This window comes from Pseudomonas sp. So3.2b, assembly GCF_019464415.1.
Taxonomy (GTDB): domain Bacteria; phylum Pseudomonadota; class Gammaproteobacteria; order Pseudomonadales; family Pseudomonadaceae; genus Aquipseudomonas; species Aquipseudomonas shahriarae.
Genome location: NZ_CP080494.1, coordinates 63,939 through 84,009, shown reverse-complemented (window position 1 = coordinate 84,009; position 20,071 = coordinate 63,939). Strand labels below are relative to the sequence as shown.

Here is a 20,071-nt window from a genome sequence, read left to right as displayed (position 1 = left end):
TCTAACCTGTAATATCAATGCGGACCATTGTGCCATCGGCGCGCTTAATGTTGACGTGCGGTAGTTCACCGTGGCCTGTACCTTTCGGATCGTCGTGGCCATAAACACGACCTGTTTCTTTATTAATGGGGTAATCTTTTCTGTATCGTACTTTTCCATCTCTCTTTTTGAATTGGTCCATCTTGTTTTTCTTTCTTATACCTTGGGCGTCTTGCGATCCTATGCCTCTGACTTTTTGGCTGTTTGGAAATGCTTCTTTCAATAACTCGTTCGCTTCTTTTTTAGTTTTCACTTTTACGACGGTTTTTTGAGGGCCGTTACGCAGGGCGTCCACTTTCTTGGCGCAGGCTGCCAGGCCCAAGGGGTCTGACCACATGAATGGGTTGGGTGAGTAGGCATAGGTGTTTAGACCTCCCGCCAACCCAATCGGATCCGGCGTAGTAAACCGCCCCACATCCGGATCATAAAACCTGAACGTATTGAAATGCAGCCCCGTCTCCCGATCCAGGTACTGCCCCTGGAACCTCAGGTTCTGCTCTTCAATAAAGTAAGGCTCCCGCACCTCCTCCACGGTATTGCCCCACACCCGATAAGTCGCCTGCCACAGGGTGTGCCCATCAGCCTCGGTCAGTTGCTCCGGCAAGCCATTGAGGTCGTTGTGGTAATAGCGATTTTTTTGCAGCGCCCCGATGCCATCGACGCGGGCCAGGGGTTGGTAGCCTTCGTCTTCATAGAGGTAAAGGCTGGTCTGGCTGTGCTTTTGCTCCTGTAACAGGCGTAAACCGTCCCACATGAACTGGGTTTCGCCCAGTGGATAGCCATTGCTGTCATGTTCGGTTTTTCCGATGCGTCGGCCCAGCGGGTCGTAGGCCATGCGCACCACGCTGCCGCCTTCATTGCGCACTTCAATCAGCCGGCTTTCGGCGTCGTAGGCAAAGTATTGTACGCCACGGGCGCCGCTGCGTTTTTCGATCATCCGGCCAAACGCATCGTAGCGATAACGCTTGTCTTGATAAGTCAGCAGCTTGTTATGCACCACCAGCCCGGCGCCTGCCTGTGGGCCGTCCAGCAGATTGGCGGCGGCGTCGTAGGCGAAGGTTTCGCGCTGGCCGTGCAGGCTGTCTTGGCTTGCGATAATCCGGCCGGTGGCGTCGTAGTGCAGCAACTGGCGATGTTGAGCCGCGGGTTGATGGTCGAGTTTGCCGATCAGGTTGTCGGCGGGGTCGTACTCGAACTGCTTTTGCGCAGCTGCGGGCATCAACGATGGCTGGCTGTTAAGGCGGCGTTGGCGTGAGCGCAATCGACCGCTACGGTCGTATTCGCTGCGGGTGCTGATCTGGCCTTGGGTGCGCAGGACTTCGCGGTGCAGGCGGTCGCGCTCAAAGTCACTGATGAGTTGGCCGTCGAGGTTGATCTGGTGCAGATGGCCGCTGCCGTAGTACAGGCGGTTGAGCCAGCGGCCGTCCGGCAGTTGGCTCTGGATCAGGTTGCCGAGTTCATCGTAGTGGTGCTGCAGTTCGCCGGCCGAGCTGCGTTCGGTGAGCAATTGGCCAACCGCATCATAGGCAAAGCTCAAGGCTTGGGCATTGCCCTGCAGGTCGGTGAAGGACACGTCCGTAAGCTGGTCCAATGGATCGTAGGTGTAGTCGGTACGGCCATCTTCGGTGGTTTTGGCAATCAATCGGCCAACCGCATCGCGTTCCAGTCGATGCACGATGGGGGCGGGCGGCGTCTCGGGGACCACGGCCATGCCTGTGCCGTAAGGTGCCGCCAGGGCGGTCATGGTGGTGACGTTGTCCAGGCGGTCGTAGCTGTAGCGCTTGGCGCTGCCGTCGAGATCTTGCTGCTCCGTCAACCGATCCCCATCATCCCAGGCAAACCGATAACGTTCGCCGTTCTCGTTGATCAGCGCCTGCAGCCGACCAAAGCTGTCATACCCGAACTGCACCTGCCGGCCATGGGCGTCGGTGCGTTGGCGCACCTGGCCGCGACGGTTGTGTTGATAGTGTGTGGTGTGGCCGGCCGGGTCGGTGTAAGCCGTCAGTTGGCCGCTGATATCTCGCTGGTACTTCTCGCGACGACCGTCGGGTAATTGGCTGCTGAGCAGGCGGCCTTGGGCGTCATAGTGGAATTGGGTACGTTCGCCGAGGGCGTCGGTGATGACTTGCAAAAAGCCCTGTTCGTTGTAGCTGAACCGTGTCGGGTAACCCGAGCAGTCGATGTGCTCGAGCAGTTGCCCGAGCGGGTTCCAGCGCAGTTTTTTGCTTTTGCCCGTGGCGTCGATGATCTCGACGACTTGGCCATGGGCGTCATAGCGATAACGGGTGACATGGCCCAGCGGGTCAATGGCGACGGTGCAGTTGCCGCGCTGATCATAGCGGTAGCGCCAGCTGTTGCCGGCGGCGTCGGTTTGCACCAACGGCAGGGCCCAGTGCTCGAGCCATAACGTCGAGTCGCTGCGCCCCAGTGGGTCGGTTTCGCCGATGAGGTTGCCGGCCTCGTCGTAGCTGTATTCATAGCGGCCGCCCTGAGGGTCGGTGGCGTTGAGCAATTGACGCTCGTCGTTCCATTCGAACAGCCAGGTCTGGCCGAGGTTGTCACTGTAGCGGGTGATCTGGTGCTGGCTGTTCCAGTGCCGGGTGCTGACACGCTGCAAGCTGTCGGTAATGCGTGTGGTGCCGGCCAGCAGGTCATAGTCGAACCGGTAAGCATCGCCTTCATTGGTCCAGTGCTTGACCACCCGCCATTCCTGGCCATCCATCAGGGCCCACTCGTAAAAGCAGTGCAAGCCGGTGGGCAACTGGTGTTCCACCATGCGCTGCCCGGTGTTGTAGGCGAAGCGCCGTTGCACCTGGCCGCTGGCATCGCGTACCTCGGCCAGGTTGCCGATGGCGTCGTAACCATAGCTGACGAGCACTTCTCGGCGTTGATCGGGGTACACGCGCTCGATGCGGGTTACGTGGAGCGGGTCGCGGATCAGTTCGACCTGCACCAGGTCGAAGGTGTCGCGCAGCCGCACCAGGCTTCCGGCCTCGTCATAATCAAGGTAGATGCGGTTGTCGTTGCGGTCACCCAGTTGGCTCAGGCGCAATCGCGACGGGTTTGCCGGGGTGGCTTCGAACAGGCGATACACACCATCGTCGCTTTCAATCAGTAACGGCCCATCGCGGTGGCGCCGTACAGCAAGCCCTTCACCGGCACTGAACACCGCGCCGCCCAGTGGGATGGTGCCCATGTCGATGGGCCGGCCCTGTTCGTCGGTGTAGAGCAGGGTGTCGCCGCCTTCGGGGTGGGGCAGCACGTCGACGCACACTTCGTAGGGCACGCTCCAACCGGCGCCAAACAAGCTGCCTTGGCGTTCGTCGCGGCTGTTGTAGACGCGCTGCCAGTCAATCGGCAACAGGCCGGGCAGGACGAAATCCAGATCATCATCGCCGCCGAGCACCTTGGCCCCGGTGGCCGCATGTACCGGGTTCGACGAGCCCATGGCCGCGTTGGCCGCAGCACCCATGGCACTGCTGACGGCCATCGACACCGCCCCGCCAACCAGCATGCACGGCAATTTGCTGAAGAACTTGCCCTTGCCCCCCTTGAGCATCAGCAGCACTGTCACGGCCAGCCCGACCCCCGGGGTCTTGCCGCTGCGAATCTCGCGCACCACCACCGAACCGCCGCCGATGGTGACGTCGGAGGAGATCAGCCCGGAGGACACCACTTTCGCATCGCAGGTGCTGCGGTCACCACTGCGTACCGCGGGCTGACCGTTGATGGTCACCTTGGCCGAGCCTTCGGCCATGAACTGTGGCGGCATCGGTGGGTGCTTCATGCAAAGCACTAGGTCTTCGGGCTTGGTCTCTGTGCCTGGCGCAGGTGAAGCCACGGTGGGGCGCCACATCTGTGAGAAGAACTCGCCTGCCATGTCCAGGTAACTGGCTTCGGCTTCAGGCGCTTCTTCCGGCGCCTGCATTTCCAGCTCGGTGCCGGCCGGTGCCACATGGGAAACAACCGCCCCAGCGGCACGGGCCGAGGGGATGTTATTGGTAAACGTGTCGAAGGAACCGGTGAGGATATTGGCCTGCACCGTCGGTGGGAACAGCGCGTTGCCGATGCCCTCGCATAAATTGCTCAGGCCCTTGTCGGCCCCGCTCTTGCTCATCGCAAGCCCCACGACCACGCCCACGACCGCGCCGAGGAGGAAGCACCCCAGCCCGCCCGTGACAACCGTGATCCCGGTGGCGGCGACTACTGCAGCGGTGGCCAGCGCCGTAATCGCGATGTTCGCCGCCACCTCCAGCACGCCGCCGAGAATGTCGGCCATCATCGACGTGTGGTCCATGGCATCGCCCATTCGGGCGGCCCATAACGCGTCAGACATAGACTGCTCTGCTGAGCCAGTCGGTGTTTAGCAGGTTACCTTCCATAGTCACAGGATCCTTGTGTTTTAAGGCATACAGGTCAATGCGGTCCTCAGGCGCTTGATCAGGATAGGATCGCCCAGACAATCCAATGGCTTTGACGGCGTAGCGGCTATAGCGAATATAAAATGTTGTAGAACTCGGTTGGGCTATCGTTTATCGAGGAAAGATCGTGATCTGTCAGGATATTCCTGAAGCATTCTTTTTTGACAGACATTCGGCGAGAGACGATTGCTTGCACCAGTTTTTCGAACACGGCTTTATCACGGGTATGCTTTTTAAGTCTCAGTATTTCTTGAGGTTTGTTTTTAATAATATAAAAGGCGTAATTCATCAGGATGATGTTGGAAACAAAAAGATTATGTGTGGATTGAAGTGGGGTTACCGTATCAACGATAGCGTCAAATAACGTTTTCCTGTCGTTAGCGTAAGCATGCAGAAATACATCTGGATACATGAACTCGCTGTAGCAATCATTAAAGCGGAAACGATAATTCGTATCGTTGGGCTTTGTCAGTAGTGTAACGATACTTTTTTGGTAGTCTTTTAAGACGCTAAAAAGTACATTTTCTTTTCGGTCGTCGGCCTTGATTGCCTGATAAATAAGGTCAATAACATCCAGTAGGGGGGTTGGCCCTAAAATATCTGCATTTATTATCAGTTTATTGTTTTCGATGCTGAAACGCTTATAAATTTCGTCTTCAATGCTCAGCTCGAAAAGCAGGAATTTGAGTATGTGGTTTCTGAATTTTTCATTCGCATCGATCTGATTGTTTTTCAAAGTGATCAATTGAATTGTATAGAAGAAGATAAAGTAGTCTTTATTGGTCCGTTGACGGTTGTCTATTTCAAGTAAATAACCGAAGCGTGACAGGACTGACAGGAGGGCATAACAGTCCGGTTCTGTGAAACCGAGCTTCGACATGGCTTTTTCGAAGGTACTGATGGAAAACAGGTCATGCCAGCGGCTCACATAAAGCGTAGTCCCGTTGAGCTTTCTGGCGGCGACAGAGAGTAGAGAAGGCTCATCTTCTTGGTAAAAAACATCACCGAACGCTGTCGGGCATGGCCGGATGTTCAGGAAATTTTCAAGCTTGTATGAAAGGAGATTGAACAGGTCCATTTTCCGCTATCCGCATGTCTTCCACTTTCCGTTCGGGCCTTTTTTCTCGACTCGAAAGGAGGTAATGGTTTTATTGAATTTGTCGAGCAACCGGTTACCGATTCCTTTTGCCTTGGGTTCATTCGTTTTTGACAGCACGCCATCATTCAGCCCTGTCTCTTTATAGTCAACGTCAGAAATATCCTTATGATTGTTGAGCATGCTGACCCCTTCATTGTTGACTGTGGCCACTACCCGATACTGTAATTTTTCGGGGTTGGCTCTAAATAAATCTGCCCCCTTATTTTTGTCCCCTTATTTTTCACCTAGTATAAGCTGCGCACAAAAAATCTCAGTGAAGACTTCCAAGTGGGAGTGTTGATTTTTTCAAAATAAAGTTTTAGATCGGTTGTGCTTTCCTTTACATAAAAAATATCTGATAGTTGTTGCGTTTGTCGACCTAGATGATCAAATAAATAGAATGTTAAAATACTGGATTTTTGTGTTTTTGGGTTGTTTATTTTCCAGGTTATCTGGTCGTCACTTGTCTGAAATATATCAGTGGCGCTAACCGGGTTTGATATTTCCCAGCCGGCCTGTTCCAAGGCCTCTTTCAATTCAACCATACGTGCCCGAGTCACTATAAACTCTCCCAGAATCCCTTTTGAGGCGTCACACCGCTACGGCTAAGGCCATGAGTGATATCCGCTTTATTCATACTGGCCCCCCCCTTCTGCCAAGTATCTATAGAGAGTATTTGACCCTTTTTATCAGTAATGGTCACGCTATAAGCGTCCTCTCCTGTTTTCCGGACGTGGTATCGCGCATCCGGTGCTTTGCCTCCTCCTTTAAGGGCTTTCCCGTGGGTGATATTTTTTATACCGCGTTTGAGATACTGCGTAGGTGACAGATTGGAGTGGCGACGAGCATGGTCTTTCAGGCCCGAATCATTCTTTTTGAAGGAACGCCTACTCTTCCACGACGCCCCGCAGGATTTTAATCCCAGGGGATCGATCCAACCTAAGGTGTTGGGCGCATATTGATAGCTGTTGATTCCTCCCGCTAGATCAATCGGATCTGGCGTAATAAACCGCCCCACATCCGGATCATAAAACCTGAACGTATTAAAATGCAGCCCCGTCTCCCGGTCCAGATACTGCCCCTGAAACCGCAGGTTCTGCTCTTCAATGTAGTAGGGCTCGCGCACCTCCTCGACTGTGTTGCCCCACACCCGATAAGTCGCTCGCCATACATCATGCCCGTCGGCCTCGGTCAACTGCTCCGGCAAGCCGTTCAGGTCGTTGTGGTAATAACGAATTTTTTGCAGCGGTCCGGCACCGTCGACGCGGGCCAGGGGTTGGTAGCCTTCATCTTCATAGACGTACAGGCTGGACTGGCTGTGTTTATGCTCCTGCAATAAACGCAGCCCGTCCCACATGAACCGGGTTTCGCCCAGTGGATACCCATCACTGCCATGTTCGGTTTTCTCAACCCGCCGTCCCAGCGGGTCATACGCCATCCTGACCACACTGTCGTTTTCATTGCGCACTTCAACCAGTCGACTTTCCGCGTCATACGCAAACCGCTGCACACCACGCTTGGCGCTGCGCTTTTCGATCATCCGCCCAAACGCATCGTAGCGATAACGCTTGTCTTGATAAGTCAGCAGCTTGTTATGCACCACGAGCCCGGCGCCTGCCTGTGGGCCGTCCAGCAGATTGGCGGCGGCGTCGTAGGCGAAGGTTTCGCGCTGGCCGTGCAGGCTGTCTTGGCTTGCGATAATCCGGCCGGTGGCGTCGTAGTGCAGCAACTGGCGATGTTGAGCCGCGGGTTGCTGGTCGAGTTTGCCGACCAGGTTGTCGGCGGGGTCGTACTCGAACTGCTTTTGCGCAGATGCGGGCATCAACGATGGCTGGCTGTTAAGGCGGCGTTGGCGTGAGCGCAATCGACCGCTACGGTCGTATTCGCTTCGGGTGCTGAGCTGGCCTTGGGTGCGCAGTACTTCGCGGTGCAGGCGGTCGCGCTCGAAGTCGCTGATGACCTGGCCGTCGAGGTTGATTTGATGCAGGTGGCCGCTGCCGTAGTACAGGCGGTTGAGCCAGCGGCCGTCCGGCAGTTGGGTCTGGATCAGGTTGCCGAGTTCGTCGTAATGGTGTTGCAGGTTGCCACTGGTACTCTGTTCGCCAAGCAACTGGCCGACAGCGTCGTAGGCGAAAGCCAAGGCTTGGGTTTTGCCCTGCAAGTCGGTGAAGGTGACGGCTGTGAGCTGATCGACTGCATCGTAGCTGTAGTCGGTGCGGCCATCGTCGGTGGTTTTGGCGACCAGTCGGCCGACCGCATCGCGCTCCAGTCGGTGAACGATGGGCGCCGGCAGCGTCTCCGGGACCACCGCCAGGCCATTGCCGTAAGGCGCTGGAATCGCAGTCACCGCCGTGATGTTGTCGAGTAAGTCGTAGTCGTAGCGCTTGGCGCTGCCATCGAGGTCTTGCTGTTCAGTCAGCCGATCCCCTGCGTCCCACGCAAACCGATAGCTTTCACCGTTCTCATTGACCAGCGCTTGCAGCCGCCCGTAGCTGTCATAGCCGAACTGCACCTGCCGGCCATGGGCGTCTGTGCGCTGGCGCACCTGGCCACGCCGGTTGTTTTGATAGAGCGTGGTGTGCCCGGCGGGGTCGGTATAGCCCACCAACTGCCCACTGGCATCGCGCTGGTATTGCTCGGTGCGGCCATCCGGCAATTGGCTGCTGAGCAAGCGCCCCTGTGCGTCATAACTGAACTGCGTGCGTTCACCGAGGGCATCGGTGATGACCTGCAAATAGCCCCGCTCGTCGTAGCTGAAACGCGTCGGGTAGCCCGAGCAGTCGATATGCTCGACTAACTGCCCAAACGGGTTCCAGCGCAGCTTTTTGCTTTTTCCGGTGGCGTCGATGATCTCGACGACTTGGCCGTGTGCGTCATAGCGGTAACGGGTGATATAGCCCAGCGGATCGGTCTCGGCGATGCAGTTGCCGCGCTGATCATAGCGATACTGCCAGCTGTTGTCGGCAGCGTCGGTTTCCACCAGCGGCAGCGCCCAGTGTTCCAGCCACAAGGTGGAATCGCTGCGGCCCAACGGGTCGGTCTCGCCGATCAGGTTGCCGCTCTCGTCGTAGCTGTAGGCATAACGCCCACCCTGTGGATCGGTGGCGTTGAGTAATTGGCGCTCATCGTTCCATTCGAACAGCCAGGTCTGGCCGAGGTTGTCGCTGTACTGAATGATCTGGTGCTGAGTGTTCCAGTGACGGATGCTGACGCGCTGCAAGCCATCGGTGATGCGTGTGGTGCCGGCTTGCAGGTCATAGTCGAATTGGTAGGTGTCGCCCTCATCGGTCCAGTGCCGCACCACTCGCCACTCCAGGCCTTCAATCAACGCCCAGTCATAGAAGCAGCGCAATCCTGTCGGCAACTGGTGCTCGACCATACGGCGCCCGGAATCATAGGCAAAACGCCGTTGTACCTGGCCGGTTGCGTCGCGCACCTGCGTCAGGTTATCCGCAGCGTCATAGTCATAGCTGACCAGCACTTCACGGCGTTGATCCGGGTACAAGCGTTCGATGTGGGTCAGATGGCCTTGATCACGGATCAGCTCAACCTGCACGAGATCAAACGTATCGCGCAGACGAACCAGGCATCCGGCATCGTCGTAGTCGAGATGGATGCGGTTGTCATTGCGATCACCGAGCTGGCTCAGGCGCAATCGCGACGGATTTGCTGGTGCAGGTTCGAACAGGCGGTAAACGCCGTCATCGCTTTCTATCAGCAAATGCCCATTGAGGTGTCGCCGCACCGCCAGCCCTTCACCGGCGCTGAACACCGCGGCGCCCAAGGCAATCGAGCCCATGTCGATAGGCCGGCCCTGTTCATCGGTGTAGACAAGCGTATCGCCGCCTTCGGGGTGGGGCAGCACGTCGACGCACACTTCGTAGGGCACGCTCCAACCGGCGCCAAACAAGCTGCCTTGGCGTTCGTCGCGGCTGTTGTAGACGCGTTGCCAGTCAATCGGCAACAGGCCGGGCAGGACGAAATCCAGATCGTCATCGCCGCCGAGCACCTTGGCCCCGGTGGCCGCATGTACCGGGTTCGACGAGCCCATGGCCGCGTTGGCCGCAGCACCCATGGCACTGCTGACGGCCATCGACACCGCCCCGCCAACCAGCATGCACGGCAATTTGCTGAAGAACTTGCCCTTGCCCCCCTTGAGCATCAGCAGCACTGTCACGGCCAGCCCGACCCCCGGGGTCTTGCCGCTGCGAATCTCGCGCACCACCACCGAACCGCCGCCGATGGTGACGTCGGAGGAGATCAGCCCGGAGGACACCACTTTCGCATCGCAGGTGCTGCGGTCACCACTGCGTACCGCGGGCTGACCGTTGATGGTCACCTTGGCCGAGCCTTCGGCCATGAACTGTGGCGGCATCGGTGGGTGCTTCATGCAAAGCACTAGGTCTTCGGGCTTGGTCTCTGTGCCTGGCGCAGGTGAAGCCACGGTGGGGCGCCACATCTGTGAGAAGAACTCGCCTGCCATGTCCAGGTAACTGGCTTCGGCTTCAGGCGCTTCTTCCGGCGCCTGCATTTCCAGCTCGGTGCCGGCCGGTGCCACATGGGAAACAACCGCCCCAGCGGCACGGGCCGAGGGGATGTTATTGGTAAACGTGTCGAAGGAACCGGTGAGGATATTGGCCTGCACCGTCGGTGGGAACAGCGCGTTGCCGATGCCCTCGCATAAATTGCTCAGGCCCTTGTCGGCCCCGCTCTTGCTCATCGCAAGCCCCACGACCACGCCCACGACCGCGCCGAGGAGGAAGCACCCCAGCCCGCCCGTGACAACCGTGATCCCGGTGGCGGCGACTACTGCAGCGGTGGCCAGCGCCGTAATCGCGATGTTCGCCGCCACCTCCAGCACGCCGCCGAGAATGTCGGCCATCATCGACGTGTGGTCCATGGCATCGCCCATTCGGGCGGCCCATAACGCGTCAGACATGCAGGATGCCCATCACGCAGGCACGTCGAACGACAACGAGTTTTTGATGATCGCCCAATGCGCCGCCTCGGCATCACCAAGCTTGTCGGCCTTCACATAACTCAAGGCAAGCATCTTGCGCGTCCCCGGCAACACCAGGGCCAACTGGTACTGGAACACCTTGTCGTTGCCCTTGTTGAACTGGCTGCACAGCTCGATCCCTTCGACCTCCTGGGCGGCGCCCAGGCGTACCGGCACGCTGGGCAGGCAGCGCAGGTCCTGCACCTGTTTTTCCAGGCGCTTGAGCTGGTCGTCGAAGTTGCTGTGCAAGGTTTCGCCTTCCGCCAGCAAGCTGCGGCTGACGATCAGCGAAGTCCCCAGTTCCGGGAACTTGAGGATATTGATCGTCGCGTCCTGCAGCTCGCCGGCGGGCAGTTGAAACTGGAATTCGTTGATGCGGTACGTCATGGCAAACAGGTCTCGTCAGGAGCTTTTAGGCGCGGGGAACGCGGCTTTGATATTGGCGTCGATGCTGGTTTTTATGCCTTGGCCATCCGGTGTGGCGCCAGGCCCGCCGCCGTTGTTGAGGTGCAGCACGCCGCCGGTGTTGAATTCGGCGTCGCCGCTGGCGTAGAAGCTGATTTGCACGCCAGTGAGGTTGATCTGCCCGCTGGCGTTCAACTCGAGGATGCTTTCCCCGCACACCAGGCGCAGGTTTTCGCCGACCTCGATGACATAGCTCTGGCTGATGCTGTCGGTCTTCTTCTGGCCAACGGAGAGCACGTCTTCCTGCTTGACGATGCGCAGGCGGTTATTGCCAATGGTCACCGTCTCGTTATGCCCAATGCTCTTGTTGCGGTCATGCCCCACCGAGTGGCTTTCATCCACCTCCACCACGATGTCCTGATTGCGCTCGGCATGGATGTACAGCTGCTCCAGGCCCTTCTTGTCCTCCATGCGGATTTCATTGAAGTTCGCCGGGCTGCCGCCCTTGCTGGAGCGGCTTTTCATCCCGCTCTGGGTGGCGTTTTCCGGCAGGTCGTAGGGCACCGTCTGTTCGGCGTTGTACACCCGCCCGGTAATGATCGGCCGGTCCGGGTCGCCCTCAAGGAAGCTCACAATCACTTCCTGGCCGATGCGCGGGATCTGCATCGAACCCCAGTTTTTGCCGGCCCAGGATTGCGACACGCGAATCCAGCAGGAGCTGTTTTCGTTGGACTGATCGTGGCGGTCCCAATAGAAATGCACCTTTACCCGGCCATACTGGTCGGTCCAGATTTCCTCGCCCTTGGGCCCGACCACCAGTGCGGTCTGCGGGCCTTTGACGATGGGCCGGTGGGTGTTGGCCAGCGGGCGGAAGCTCTGTTGAGCGTCGATGCAGGTCAGGCTGCTGTCGAACTGCGCCGACGCCGCGCCGCCTCCGGATTCCAGGCGCTCCTGGGTGATGTAGTAGCGCGCGCCGAGGATCAGGTACTCGCGGTTCTGGTCGCGGCGGCTGAAGCCGGTGAGGCTGAACAGATGGCCGGAGCCCAGGCCCCGGGCGTTGCCGCTGAACTCCACTTGTTCGTGCAGGGTTTGCAGGGCTTCGATACGGGTGCGTGCGTAGTGTTCGCCGTCTTCGCTTTTGACGTAGGTGCCGGGGTAGTCGTACAGCGGATAGTCGCCAGCGGTGTGCGGGCGCGGCATGGCCGAGCGCACGTCGATGCTGGCGCTGGGGCGCTGAAAGTCGTAGTCGTTGAGCTCAAGGGAACCGGGCTGGACTTGCTGCACCAGGTGCCAGTTGTGCATATGGTCGCGTTCGCGCTGCTGCTCGTCCTTGGGGTAGTAGGGCACCGAGGTGTAGCCGGGCACCGTGGCGTGGGCGCCATAGGCGTCGGCCAGCACCAGCACGTGGCGGTCCTGCTCGTGACGGAAGAAGTAGTAGATGCCTTCCTGTTCCATCAGGCGGCTGACGAAATCGAAGCTGGTCTCGCGGTACTGCACGCAGTATTCCCACTCGCGATACGGCCGGCTCAGGGCATCTTCGAAGTCGGAAAAGCCCAGGTCGCGGAACACCTGCTTGATGATCTGCGGGATGCTCAGGTTCTGGAAAATCCGGCAGTCGGAGGTGCGGCTCAGCAGCCATAACCACGGGCGCAGGGTCACCTGGTAACTGGCGAACTGGCCCTGGTCGATGTTCTGGCTGCAGCGTGCGACGAGCCCATGGAAATACCGCTCGCCGCCATCCGCCAGTTGCAGGCTGACGCTCATCGGCTTGCCCAGCAACTGGTTGAGATCGATATTGGCGTCCAGCGAGTTCAGTTGCAGCTCGTAGCTGAACAGCCGCCCCAACTCTTCGTCACCGCCCATTTCATTGAGCAGCAGCACATCCGGCCCCAGGGGGCTGGTGATCTTGGCCAGGCGTGAGGCTTGGTTGAAAAGCATCGGTTGTCCCGTAAGTGTCTTAATAACTGAAGAAACCGAATCCGATGTGGGAGCGGGCTTGCTCGCGAATGCGGTGTATCAGTTGATACATCCGGCGACTGACTCACCGTATTCGCGAGCAAGCCCGCTCCCACATTTGGATTGCACTTCGTCAGGTTATTCGGTGTCGCTGAAGGTGTAGTGCAATTCGTTATCCCGCGTGCCGATCCGCACCCCCGCCAGTGCCTTACCTTCGAGCATGCGCGTGAGGAACTCGCGGCTCATGTCCGGCAGCAGGCTGTTGGTGAGGATGGTGTCGATCATCCGCCCGCCGCTTTCGGTTTCGGTGCAGCGCGAGACGATCAGGTCGATCACCGCGTCGTCGTAGTCGAACGCGACTTTGTGGGTGTTCTCTACACGCTTCTTGATGCGGTCCAGTTGCAGGCGGGTGATCGCCTTGAGCATCACGTCGCTGAGTGGGTAATACGGAATCGTCACCAGGCGCCCGAGCAGGGCCGGCGGGAAGATTTCCAGTAGTGGCTGGCGCAGGGCCTTGGCGATGTCCTCCGGGTCGGGCACGTTTGCCGGGTCTTTGCAGACGTGGGAAATCAGCTCGGTGCCGGCGTTGGTGGTCAGCAGGATCAAGGTGTTCTTGAAGTCGATCACCCGGCCTTCGCCGTCCTCCATCACGCCCTTGTCGAAGACCTGGAAGAAAATCTCATGCACGTCCGGGTGAGCCTTTTCCACTTCGTCCAGCAGCACCACGCTGTAGGGTTTGCGCCGCACGGCTTCGGTCAGCACGCCGCCTTCGCCATAACCGATATAGCCCGGTGGCGCACCTTTGAGGGTCGACACGGTATGGGCTTCCTGGAACTCGCTCATGTTGATGGTGATCACGTTCTGCTCGCCGCCGTACATGGCTTCGGCCAGGGCCAGGGCGGTTTCGGTCTTGCCCACGCCGGAGGTGCCGGCCAGCATGAACACGCCAATCGGCTTGCTCGGGTTGTCGAGGCCGGCGCGGGAGGTCTGGATGCGCTTGGCGATCATCTGCAACGCGTGGTCCTGGCCGATGATGCGTTTCTTCAGGTGCTGGTCGAGGTTGAGCACCGTCTCCAGTTCATTGCGCGCCATACGGCCCACCGGGATGCCGGTCCAGTCGGCAACCACCGAGGCCACGGCCTGGTAATCCACGGTCGGCAGGATCAGCGGGGTTTCGCCTTGCAGGGCGCTGAGGCGCTGTTGCAGGTCCACCAGTTGTGCGCGCAACTCGTCGTTGCCGCTGTCGACAGCGCCAGCCTTCTCGCGCAGGGTCGCCCGGGTGGCGAGCAGCTCGTCCACCAGGGTTTTCTCGTCGGCCCAGCGGCTTTCCAGCGTTGCCAGGCGCTCGCGCTCGGCGCTCAGCAAGGCTTCGCTATTGCTCTGGCGTGCACCAATGGCGATGCCGATCGCATGCTCACGGGCGATGATTTGCAGCTCGGTTTCCAGGGCTTCGATACGGCGGCGACTGTCGTCCACCTCGGCCGGCACTGCGTGGAGGCTGATGGCGACGCGGGCGCAGGCGGTGTCCAGCAGGCTCACCGATTTATCCGGCAACTGGCGTGCCGGGATATAGCGGTGGGACAGCTTCACCGAGGCTTCCAGGGCTTCATCGAGGATCTGCACCTGGTGGTGTTTTTCCATGGTCGAGGCCACGCCGCGCATCATCAGCAGCGCCTTGTCTTCCGACGGCTCGGCCACTTGCACTACCTGGAAGCGGCGGGTCAGGGCCGGGTCTTTCTCGATGTGCTTCTTGTACTCGGCCCAGGTGGTGGCCGCCACCGTGCGCAAGGTGCCACGGGCCAGGGCCGGCTTGAGCAGGTTGGCTGCATCACCGGTGCCGGCGGCGCCACCGGCACCGACCAGGGTGTGGGCTTCGTCGATAAACAGGATGATCGGTTTTGGCGAGGCCTGGACGTCTTCGATGACCTGGCGCAGGCGCTGTTCGAATTCGCCTTTCATGCTGGCGCCAGCTTGCAGCAGGCCCACATCCAGGCTGCGCAGTTCTACGTCCTTCAACGCCGGCGGCACGTCGCCGGCGACGATGCGCAGGGCAAAACCTTCGACCACCGCCGTCTTGCCCACCCCGGCCTCACCGGTGAGGATCGGGTTGTTCTGGCGTCGACGCATCAGGATATCCACCAGTTGCCGAATTTCTTCGTCACGCCCCACGATCGGGTCGAGCTTGCCGCTGCGCGCCTGCTCGGTGAGGTCAACGGTGAAACGCTTGAGAGCTTCCTGCTTGCCCATGGCACTCGGCGCCATGGCGCCGCTGGCTTCGCCCGGCACGGCACCGGCGTTGAAACCGTCACTGGCGCTCAGGGCGTTTTCCGGCGAATCACCGACATATTCATCAAAGCGCTCGCTCAGGGCCTCGGCCTTGATCTTGTCGAACTCCCCCGACAAACCCAGCAGCGCATGCCGCAGGCTCGGCGTCTTCAGAATGCCCAGCACCAGGTAGCCGGTACGCACCTGGCTTTCGCCAAACATCAGGCTGCCGTACACCCAGCCGCGCTCTACTGCTTCTTCCACGTGGGACGACAGGTCGGTGATCGAGGTCGAGCCACGGGGCAGGCGGTCCAGGGCTTCGGTGAGGTCGCGGGCCAGGCGCGCCGGCTCGACGTTGAACTGGCGGATGATGCGATGCAGGTCCGAGTCCTGCAGTTGCAGCAACTGGTGAAACCAGTGGGCCAGCTCCACGTAGGGGTTACCGCGCAATTTGCAGAACACCGTGGCGGCTTCGATGGCCTTGTAGGCCACGCTGTTGAGTTTGCCGAACAGTGCGGCGCGACTGATTTCACCCATGCTCTGAATTCCTTGAGGTGGTGGCCTGATCGGCGTAATGCCGGGCCAGGATTAGGTCGTTGGCGTCGTGCCCGGGTTGGCCGAGCCACGTGTTGAAGCCCAGGCGGAACTGGCCGTTGAGTTGCAGCGCCGGGACTTCGGGTTGTTGCAGAACCAGGTTCAAGTCCCAGTCCAGTTCATGGCCCAGGTATTCGGCAACCCAGGCCACAAGCTCGTTGAACGGCTGGCTGCCGGGCAACATGCCCATGTAGTCGTCCAGCATGAGCGGGCCCAGGCGGATGCGAAATTTATGCTGGCGGTCCCACACATGGCTGCCCAGGCAGAAGTCCACGCCCAACTGATTGGCGCTGACGCTGACCCGGCTGCGCTCTGGCAGCTCCAGCCATTGGCCGACGTACTCTTCAATCTCCACCGGCAGGCCGAAATACTCGCCGAGAATCGCCTTCAGGCCGTCCGGGTAGCGGGTTTGTGCCGAGAGGTGGCCGCTGTAATGCAGCTTTGCGGTGTCGGGGATCAGGCCCTGGTCGAGCAGGCTGGGCATGCCCCGGCCACTCAAGGCGGCGAGGCGTGCGGACCAGTAATCATCGTCGGGCCGATCATGGCTGACGGTCGGCCGCGCTTCGGCCCAGGCCCGGTAGAACAGGGTCAGCAGGCGGTGGTGGAACACATCAAGGAAGCGCTTGCTGGTGCTGTCGGCGTTGTTGCGCTGGCGTTCGCGCACGTATTCGGTGATGTGCAGCGGCAGCGGACCATTGGGGCCGCCGAGGCCAAAAAGAACTGCTCCAGGCGCGCAGGCGTGCCGTCGGCGCCGGGCGCTACCGACGCCAGGGTGGCCGGGGCGAAGGTGCAATCGGCCTGTTGTCCGAGGCGCAACGGGTCATCGGCCAGGCGCAGGGAATGGCCCAGGCGCGGCAAGTCTGGCGATTCGCACTCGATACGGCGCAGCGCCTGGAAGAAGTCATATTCCCAGGGCTCCTGGTGCATCGCCTCCAGGGTACTCACAGGGTCGGACGACGTCCGGGCTTGGCTTTCCATCGCATGATCTCGCCGCGTTCGGTGGTACGGATCACCGTCTCGGTAAAACTGTTGATCGACACATAACGCGCCAGGAACCGTTCCAGTACCGCACCGAGCAGGAACACGCCGGTGCCGCGAAACGCGTTTTCATCAAATTCCAGGGTGATCTCCAGGCCACGACCAAACACGATCGGGCCGGGCATCGGCAGGCGGCGGGTCACCGCTTTGCTGCTGACCTCGCGCAGGCCTTCGATCTGCAGTTGCAGGGCGGCGTCGTTGCTGTCGCCATACAGGCGCAGCAGTTCACGCAACGCGGCGGCGCCCTGGCCCTCGCTGAGGGACAGGTAGTTGAGCGACAACTGGCTGATCAGCCGCCAGGCCTTGGCATCATGGGCGTGGCTGGCGCGCGGACGGCTGGGTCCGGCGACGCAGCGCACGGCCAGCACCGGGGCGCTGTCGGACAGGGTGAAGTCAGTCTTGCCGTTGCCCACACTCATGAACAGCGGCAGGTCGCGGTTGGTGCACAGCGCGGTCACGCCCAGTTGGCGCAGGTCGTGGCGGTAGGGCGCCTGCTGACTGTCGACCAGGCTGACAAAGGTCTCGCTGCCCACATACGTGGAGCGCGGGCCATTGCGCCGCTGGTCGCTGGATAGCACGCGCGGCTCGCGGCGCACGCTGTAATAACTCTGGTCGCGGCCGTAGCGCGACGGATCGCGCACGGCGTAGAACGGCAAAAAGGCTTGTTCCGGCCCGGTGCCATGGCCGGTGATGCCGCTCAGGGAGTGAATCTCGAAGTCCATGGGCCGGGTGCGGTCGGCAATCACATGGTGCTCGTTGACCCGTTCGGACAGGTGAATCCGGTCCACGCGCTTGGGGAACAGGTTGATCGCCGGGGTGCAGAACGGCACGAATTGCGCGGCCCCCACACTGCCTTCCAGGCTCGGGTCGTGGCGGTCGAACAGCACGATCAACTCCAACTCCTGGCCATCGCAGCGTCGTACCGCGCGGCTCAGTTCAGCGAACTCGACGAACAGGTAGCGATGGGGCAGGGCGAAGTATTCCTGCAACAGGCGATAACCCTGGAACGCCCGCGATACCACTGGCATCGCCGCCTCGGCGTCGTCGAACCCGCGCGGACGCAGTGCGTCCTGTGGCAGACGCTCCACCCAGTCACCGCCGGGCTGGCGCGCAAACACCGCGCAAACATTGCCGAGCAACTGCTCGTAGAGGCGGAACGGTTGCTCATCGGCGCCGCTCAGGTACAGCGGCAGGCTGTCCAGGGCCAGGCTGTTGAAGGGCAGCTCGGCGCCGGTACGCAAGGTCAGGCGCAAACCGGCCTTGGCCTTGGGTTCGCTGGCGGCCAGGCGCCCGAGCACGGCGGACGGGTTGCCGAAGTAATCGGCCTGGCTGACCTGCAACGGCCACAGCATCACTGGGTGCGCGGTGCGGTACTCGCAGCAGGTCTGGGTTTCGCGGCCCAGGGCGGCACGCAATACGGTGTCGCGAGGCAGTGGAAAGCCGCTGGCCAGGGAGCCCTCATCGGGATCGGCCTGCAGCTGCACCACGGTCATCGACGGGGTCGGCGCCAGGTAGTGCGGGTAGGCGATTTCCAGCAGATTGTGGGTGAAGGTCGGGTACTCGGCATCGAGCTTGAGCTGCACCCGGGCGGTGAGATAAGCGAAGCCTTCGAGCAAACGCTCGACGTACGGGTCGGCGCAGTCCATGCCGGACAGGGTCAGCCGGCTGGCGATCTTCGGGTATTCCTTGGCGAACTCCGCAGCGCTCTCGCGCACATGGTGCAGTTCCTGGTTGTACAGCTCCAGCAGGCGCGGGTTCATGGGCGTCTCCGCTGGTCGGCATTGACCACGCGTACATGGCCGGACTCCAGGTCCAGGTCGGTCTGCAGCAGCAGGCGCAAGGGCACCGGCTGCGCCCACAGGTCGCCTTCGATCTCGAAACTCAGGGCGTTGTGATTCATCTCGCCATGGGCCACGCGCGCCTTGACCCGCAGGGTGTGGCGCAGGATGCGCGGCTCGAAGGTGGCAATCGCCTGGTAGATCAGGGCTTCCAGAGCATTGATATCGACACTCGATGCACTGTTGCCCGCCAGCGCCGGCAGGCCGTAATTAATCACCGACGTCCCCGCCGGGGTGTGCAACGTGGCATCGGCGCTGAGCAGCGACGTGGTATTGAGCAGCCACGCCAGGTCCCGCAGCACCGAGGCTTTGAGCTGGGTCAGGGACAGCACGCGCTTGTCCGCGCTTTCCTTGGGATTGCTCGGCTCGTCGTCGGTCAACCGGTCCAACAGGGACGGTTGCAGGCGGTCGCGGGTGGCGATTTCGGTTACCACGTAAAAAATGCCACGAAGTTTTTCTGGTCCATAGCACCAAGCAAACAATGACCGCTTTCGGCAACCATAGACGCCTCCAAGCGACCCTCAATATGTCTGATGGCCTGATACTGAGAGCGACACTCCTGGCTCGGTGCAGGTTCTGGTGCAAAGTGCTGCACAATGATGATCTGTGCATTGTTAAAACTCTCGACCCTTGGTTGGCCATTGCGGTCGATGCTCAGATGGCAAGGCCAAGGCATATCCAGAGTCAACAGGCTCTGGTCGGGCTTACGCAATGCACAGCGTTGTGCATGACTTTCCAAGGTCAGTCGTTGACCTCCAACCACCACCTCGGGGTTGGATTGGGTGGCGTCGATTTGTTCAGCTTGCTCCGCACAGGCATTCAGGCTCAACAGCACGCTCATTGACAGTATGCATTGCAGGGTGCGTGTGATCATTTCAACTCCCAGAACCAGACCTGTCGGGATCGGTGCGCCTGGTCGGCAAAGTCACCCGTTACTGAGCCTCGGTTCCATAGGTCAATATGGTCGCCGGTACGTGCTTCCAGAGATTGTCCCATCCGGGCAAAACAATCTTTGAAGAAAATAATCCCGGTTTTTTGGTAAAGCGTACGACGGTCCTCGGCGCTGCCCGTAAGAATGGTTGGGCGACCGAGATGATGACGCCACAGCCAGTTAGCCAATGACTCCGCGCCTCGGGCGTGGTCATGCGCGCACTTGGGTTCGCTATAGGTCGATTTGTTTACCTTGATGGTTTTTTCGGCGTTAAGCGTGATGCTCATACGGATGGCGCATTGATTGTCCCAAGGGCCGTCGCAGGGTGTTGGCGTTGTGGGGTAGTTTGCCCACAAATTAATAAACGAAGGTTTGGCCATGACTCAGACACCGAAAAGAGGAAGGTCGAAATTCGAGCAAGCACCAAAATCCCCCGGCGTGTGGCGC

11 protein-coding genes and 1 pseudogene are annotated in these 20,071 nt (G+C 60.0%); all 12 read right to left on the bottom strand.

Features of this window, described 5'->3' with window-relative positions; genetic code table 11:
• Position 1: 1 nt before the first annotated feature.
• On the bottom strand, positions 2-4,375 hold the full coding sequence (locus K1X80_RS00355) for an RHS repeat-associated core domain-containing protein (protein WP_220172607.1): 4,374 nt from the start codon (positions 4,373-4,375) through the stop codon (positions 2-4).
• A 152-nt stretch (positions 4,376-4,527) separates the two neighbouring features.
• Complete coding sequence (locus tag K1X80_RS00350) at positions 4,528-5,538, bottom strand: hypothetical protein (RefSeq protein ID WP_220172606.1); 1,011 nt, start codon at positions 5,536-5,538, stop codon at positions 4,528-4,530.
• 6 nt (positions 5,539-5,544) lie between these two features.
• Positions 5,545-5,739 (bottom strand): hypothetical protein, encoded by a 195-nt coding sequence (locus K1X80_RS00345; protein ID WP_186626333.1) that lies wholly within the window; start codon positions 5,737-5,739, stop codon positions 5,545-5,547.
• 418 nt (positions 5,740-6,157) lie between these two features.
• Positions 6,158-10,537 (bottom strand): RHS repeat-associated core domain-containing protein, encoded by a 4,380-nt coding sequence (locus tag K1X80_RS00340; RefSeq protein WP_258571535.1) that lies wholly within the window; start codon positions 10,535-10,537, stop codon positions 6,158-6,160.
• A 12-nt stretch (positions 10,538-10,549) separates the two neighbouring features.
• A complete protein-coding gene (locus K1X80_RS00335; RefSeq protein WP_057961029.1) occupies positions 10,550-10,984 on the bottom strand; it encodes a DcrB-related protein in 435 nt (144 codons plus the stop codon).
• A gap of 15 nt (positions 10,985-10,999) precedes the next feature.
• The gene (locus K1X80_RS00330; RefSeq protein WP_057961028.1) at positions 11,000-12,940 is read right to left on the bottom strand and encodes a type VI secretion system Vgr family protein; all 1,941 of its coding nucleotides are present in this window, start codon (positions 12,938-12,940) and stop codon (positions 11,000-11,002) included.
• Positions 12,941-13,096: 156 nt separating this feature from the next.
• Entirely contained in the window at positions 13,097-15,760 is a 2,664-nt protein-coding gene (gene tssH, locus K1X80_RS00325) for a type VI secretion system ATPase TssH (protein ID WP_057961027.1), read from the bottom strand.
• A pseudogene (tssG, locus tag K1X80_RS00320) lies at positions 15,753-16,795 on the bottom strand (type VI secretion system baseplate subunit TssG). Before tssG ends, tssH begins: the two are co-directional and overlap by 8 nt.
• Positions 16,759-18,615, bottom strand: coding sequence for a type VI secretion system baseplate subunit TssF (gene tssF / locus K1X80_RS00315; protein WP_057961025.1), 1,857 nt, complete (start codon positions 18,613-18,615; stop codon positions 16,759-16,761). The pseudogene tssG and the gene tssF overlap by 37 nt, the downstream one beginning before the upstream one ends.
• Positions 18,612-19,127, bottom strand: a complete 516-nt coding sequence (gene tssE / locus K1X80_RS00310; protein WP_057440531.1) for a type VI secretion system baseplate subunit TssE — start codon at positions 19,125-19,127, stop codon at positions 18,612-18,614. The genes tssF and tssE overlap by 4 nt, the downstream gene beginning before the upstream one ends.
• Positions 19,121-19,567 carry a hypothetical protein gene (locus K1X80_RS00305; RefSeq protein WP_057440530.1) on the bottom strand — a complete coding sequence of 149 codons (447 nt, stop codon included), beginning with the start codon at positions 19,565-19,567 and terminating at the stop codon, positions 19,121-19,123. Before K1X80_RS00305 ends, tssE begins: the two co-directional genes overlap by 7 nt.
• On the bottom strand, positions 19,564-20,004 hold the full coding sequence (locus K1X80_RS00300) for a type VI secretion system amidase effector protein Tae4 (RefSeq protein ID WP_120734345.1): 441 nt from the start codon (positions 20,002-20,004) through the stop codon (positions 19,564-19,566). Before K1X80_RS00300 ends, K1X80_RS00305 begins: the two co-directional genes overlap by 4 nt.
• Positions 20,005-20,071: the final 67 nt, after the last annotated feature.

Excerpts from the sequence above, each read along its gene's own strand:
- K1X80_RS00355 (WP_220172607.1), bottom strand. The coding sequence starts at position 4,375 with ATGTCTGACGCGTTATGGGCCGCCCGAATGGGCGATGCCATGGACCAC.
- K1X80_RS00350 (WP_220172606.1), bottom strand. The coding sequence starts at position 5,538 with ATGGACCTGTTCAATCTCCTTTCATACAAGCTTGAAAATTTCCTGAAC.
- K1X80_RS00345 (WP_186626333.1), bottom strand. The coding sequence starts at position 5,739 with ATGCTCAACAATCATAAGGATATTTCTGACGTTGACTATAAAGAGACA.
- K1X80_RS00340 (WP_258571535.1), bottom strand. The coding sequence starts at position 10,537 with ATGTCTGACGCGTTATGGGCCGCCCGAATGGGCGATGCCATGGACCAC.
- K1X80_RS00335 (WP_057961029.1), bottom strand. The coding sequence starts at position 10,984 with ATGACGTACCGCATCAACGAATTCCAGTTTCAACTGCCCGCCGGCGAG.
- K1X80_RS00330 (WP_057961028.1), bottom strand. The coding sequence starts at position 12,940 with ATGCTTTTCAACCAAGCCTCACGCCTGGCCAAGATCACCAGCCCCCTG.
- tssH (WP_057961027.1), bottom strand. The coding sequence starts at position 15,760 with ATGGGTGAAATCAGTCGCGCCGCACTGTTCGGCAAACTCAACAGCGTG.
- tssF (WP_057961025.1), bottom strand. The coding sequence starts at position 18,615 with ATGAACCCGCGCCTGCTGGAGCTGTACAACCAGGAACTGCACCATGTG.
- K1X80_RS00305 (WP_057440530.1), bottom strand. The coding sequence starts at position 19,567 with ATGATCACACGCACCCTGCAATGCATACTGTCAATGAGCGTGCTGTTG.
- K1X80_RS00300 (WP_120734345.1), bottom strand. The coding sequence starts at position 20,004 with ATGGCCAAACCTTCGTTTATTAATTTGTGGGCAAACTACCCCACAACG.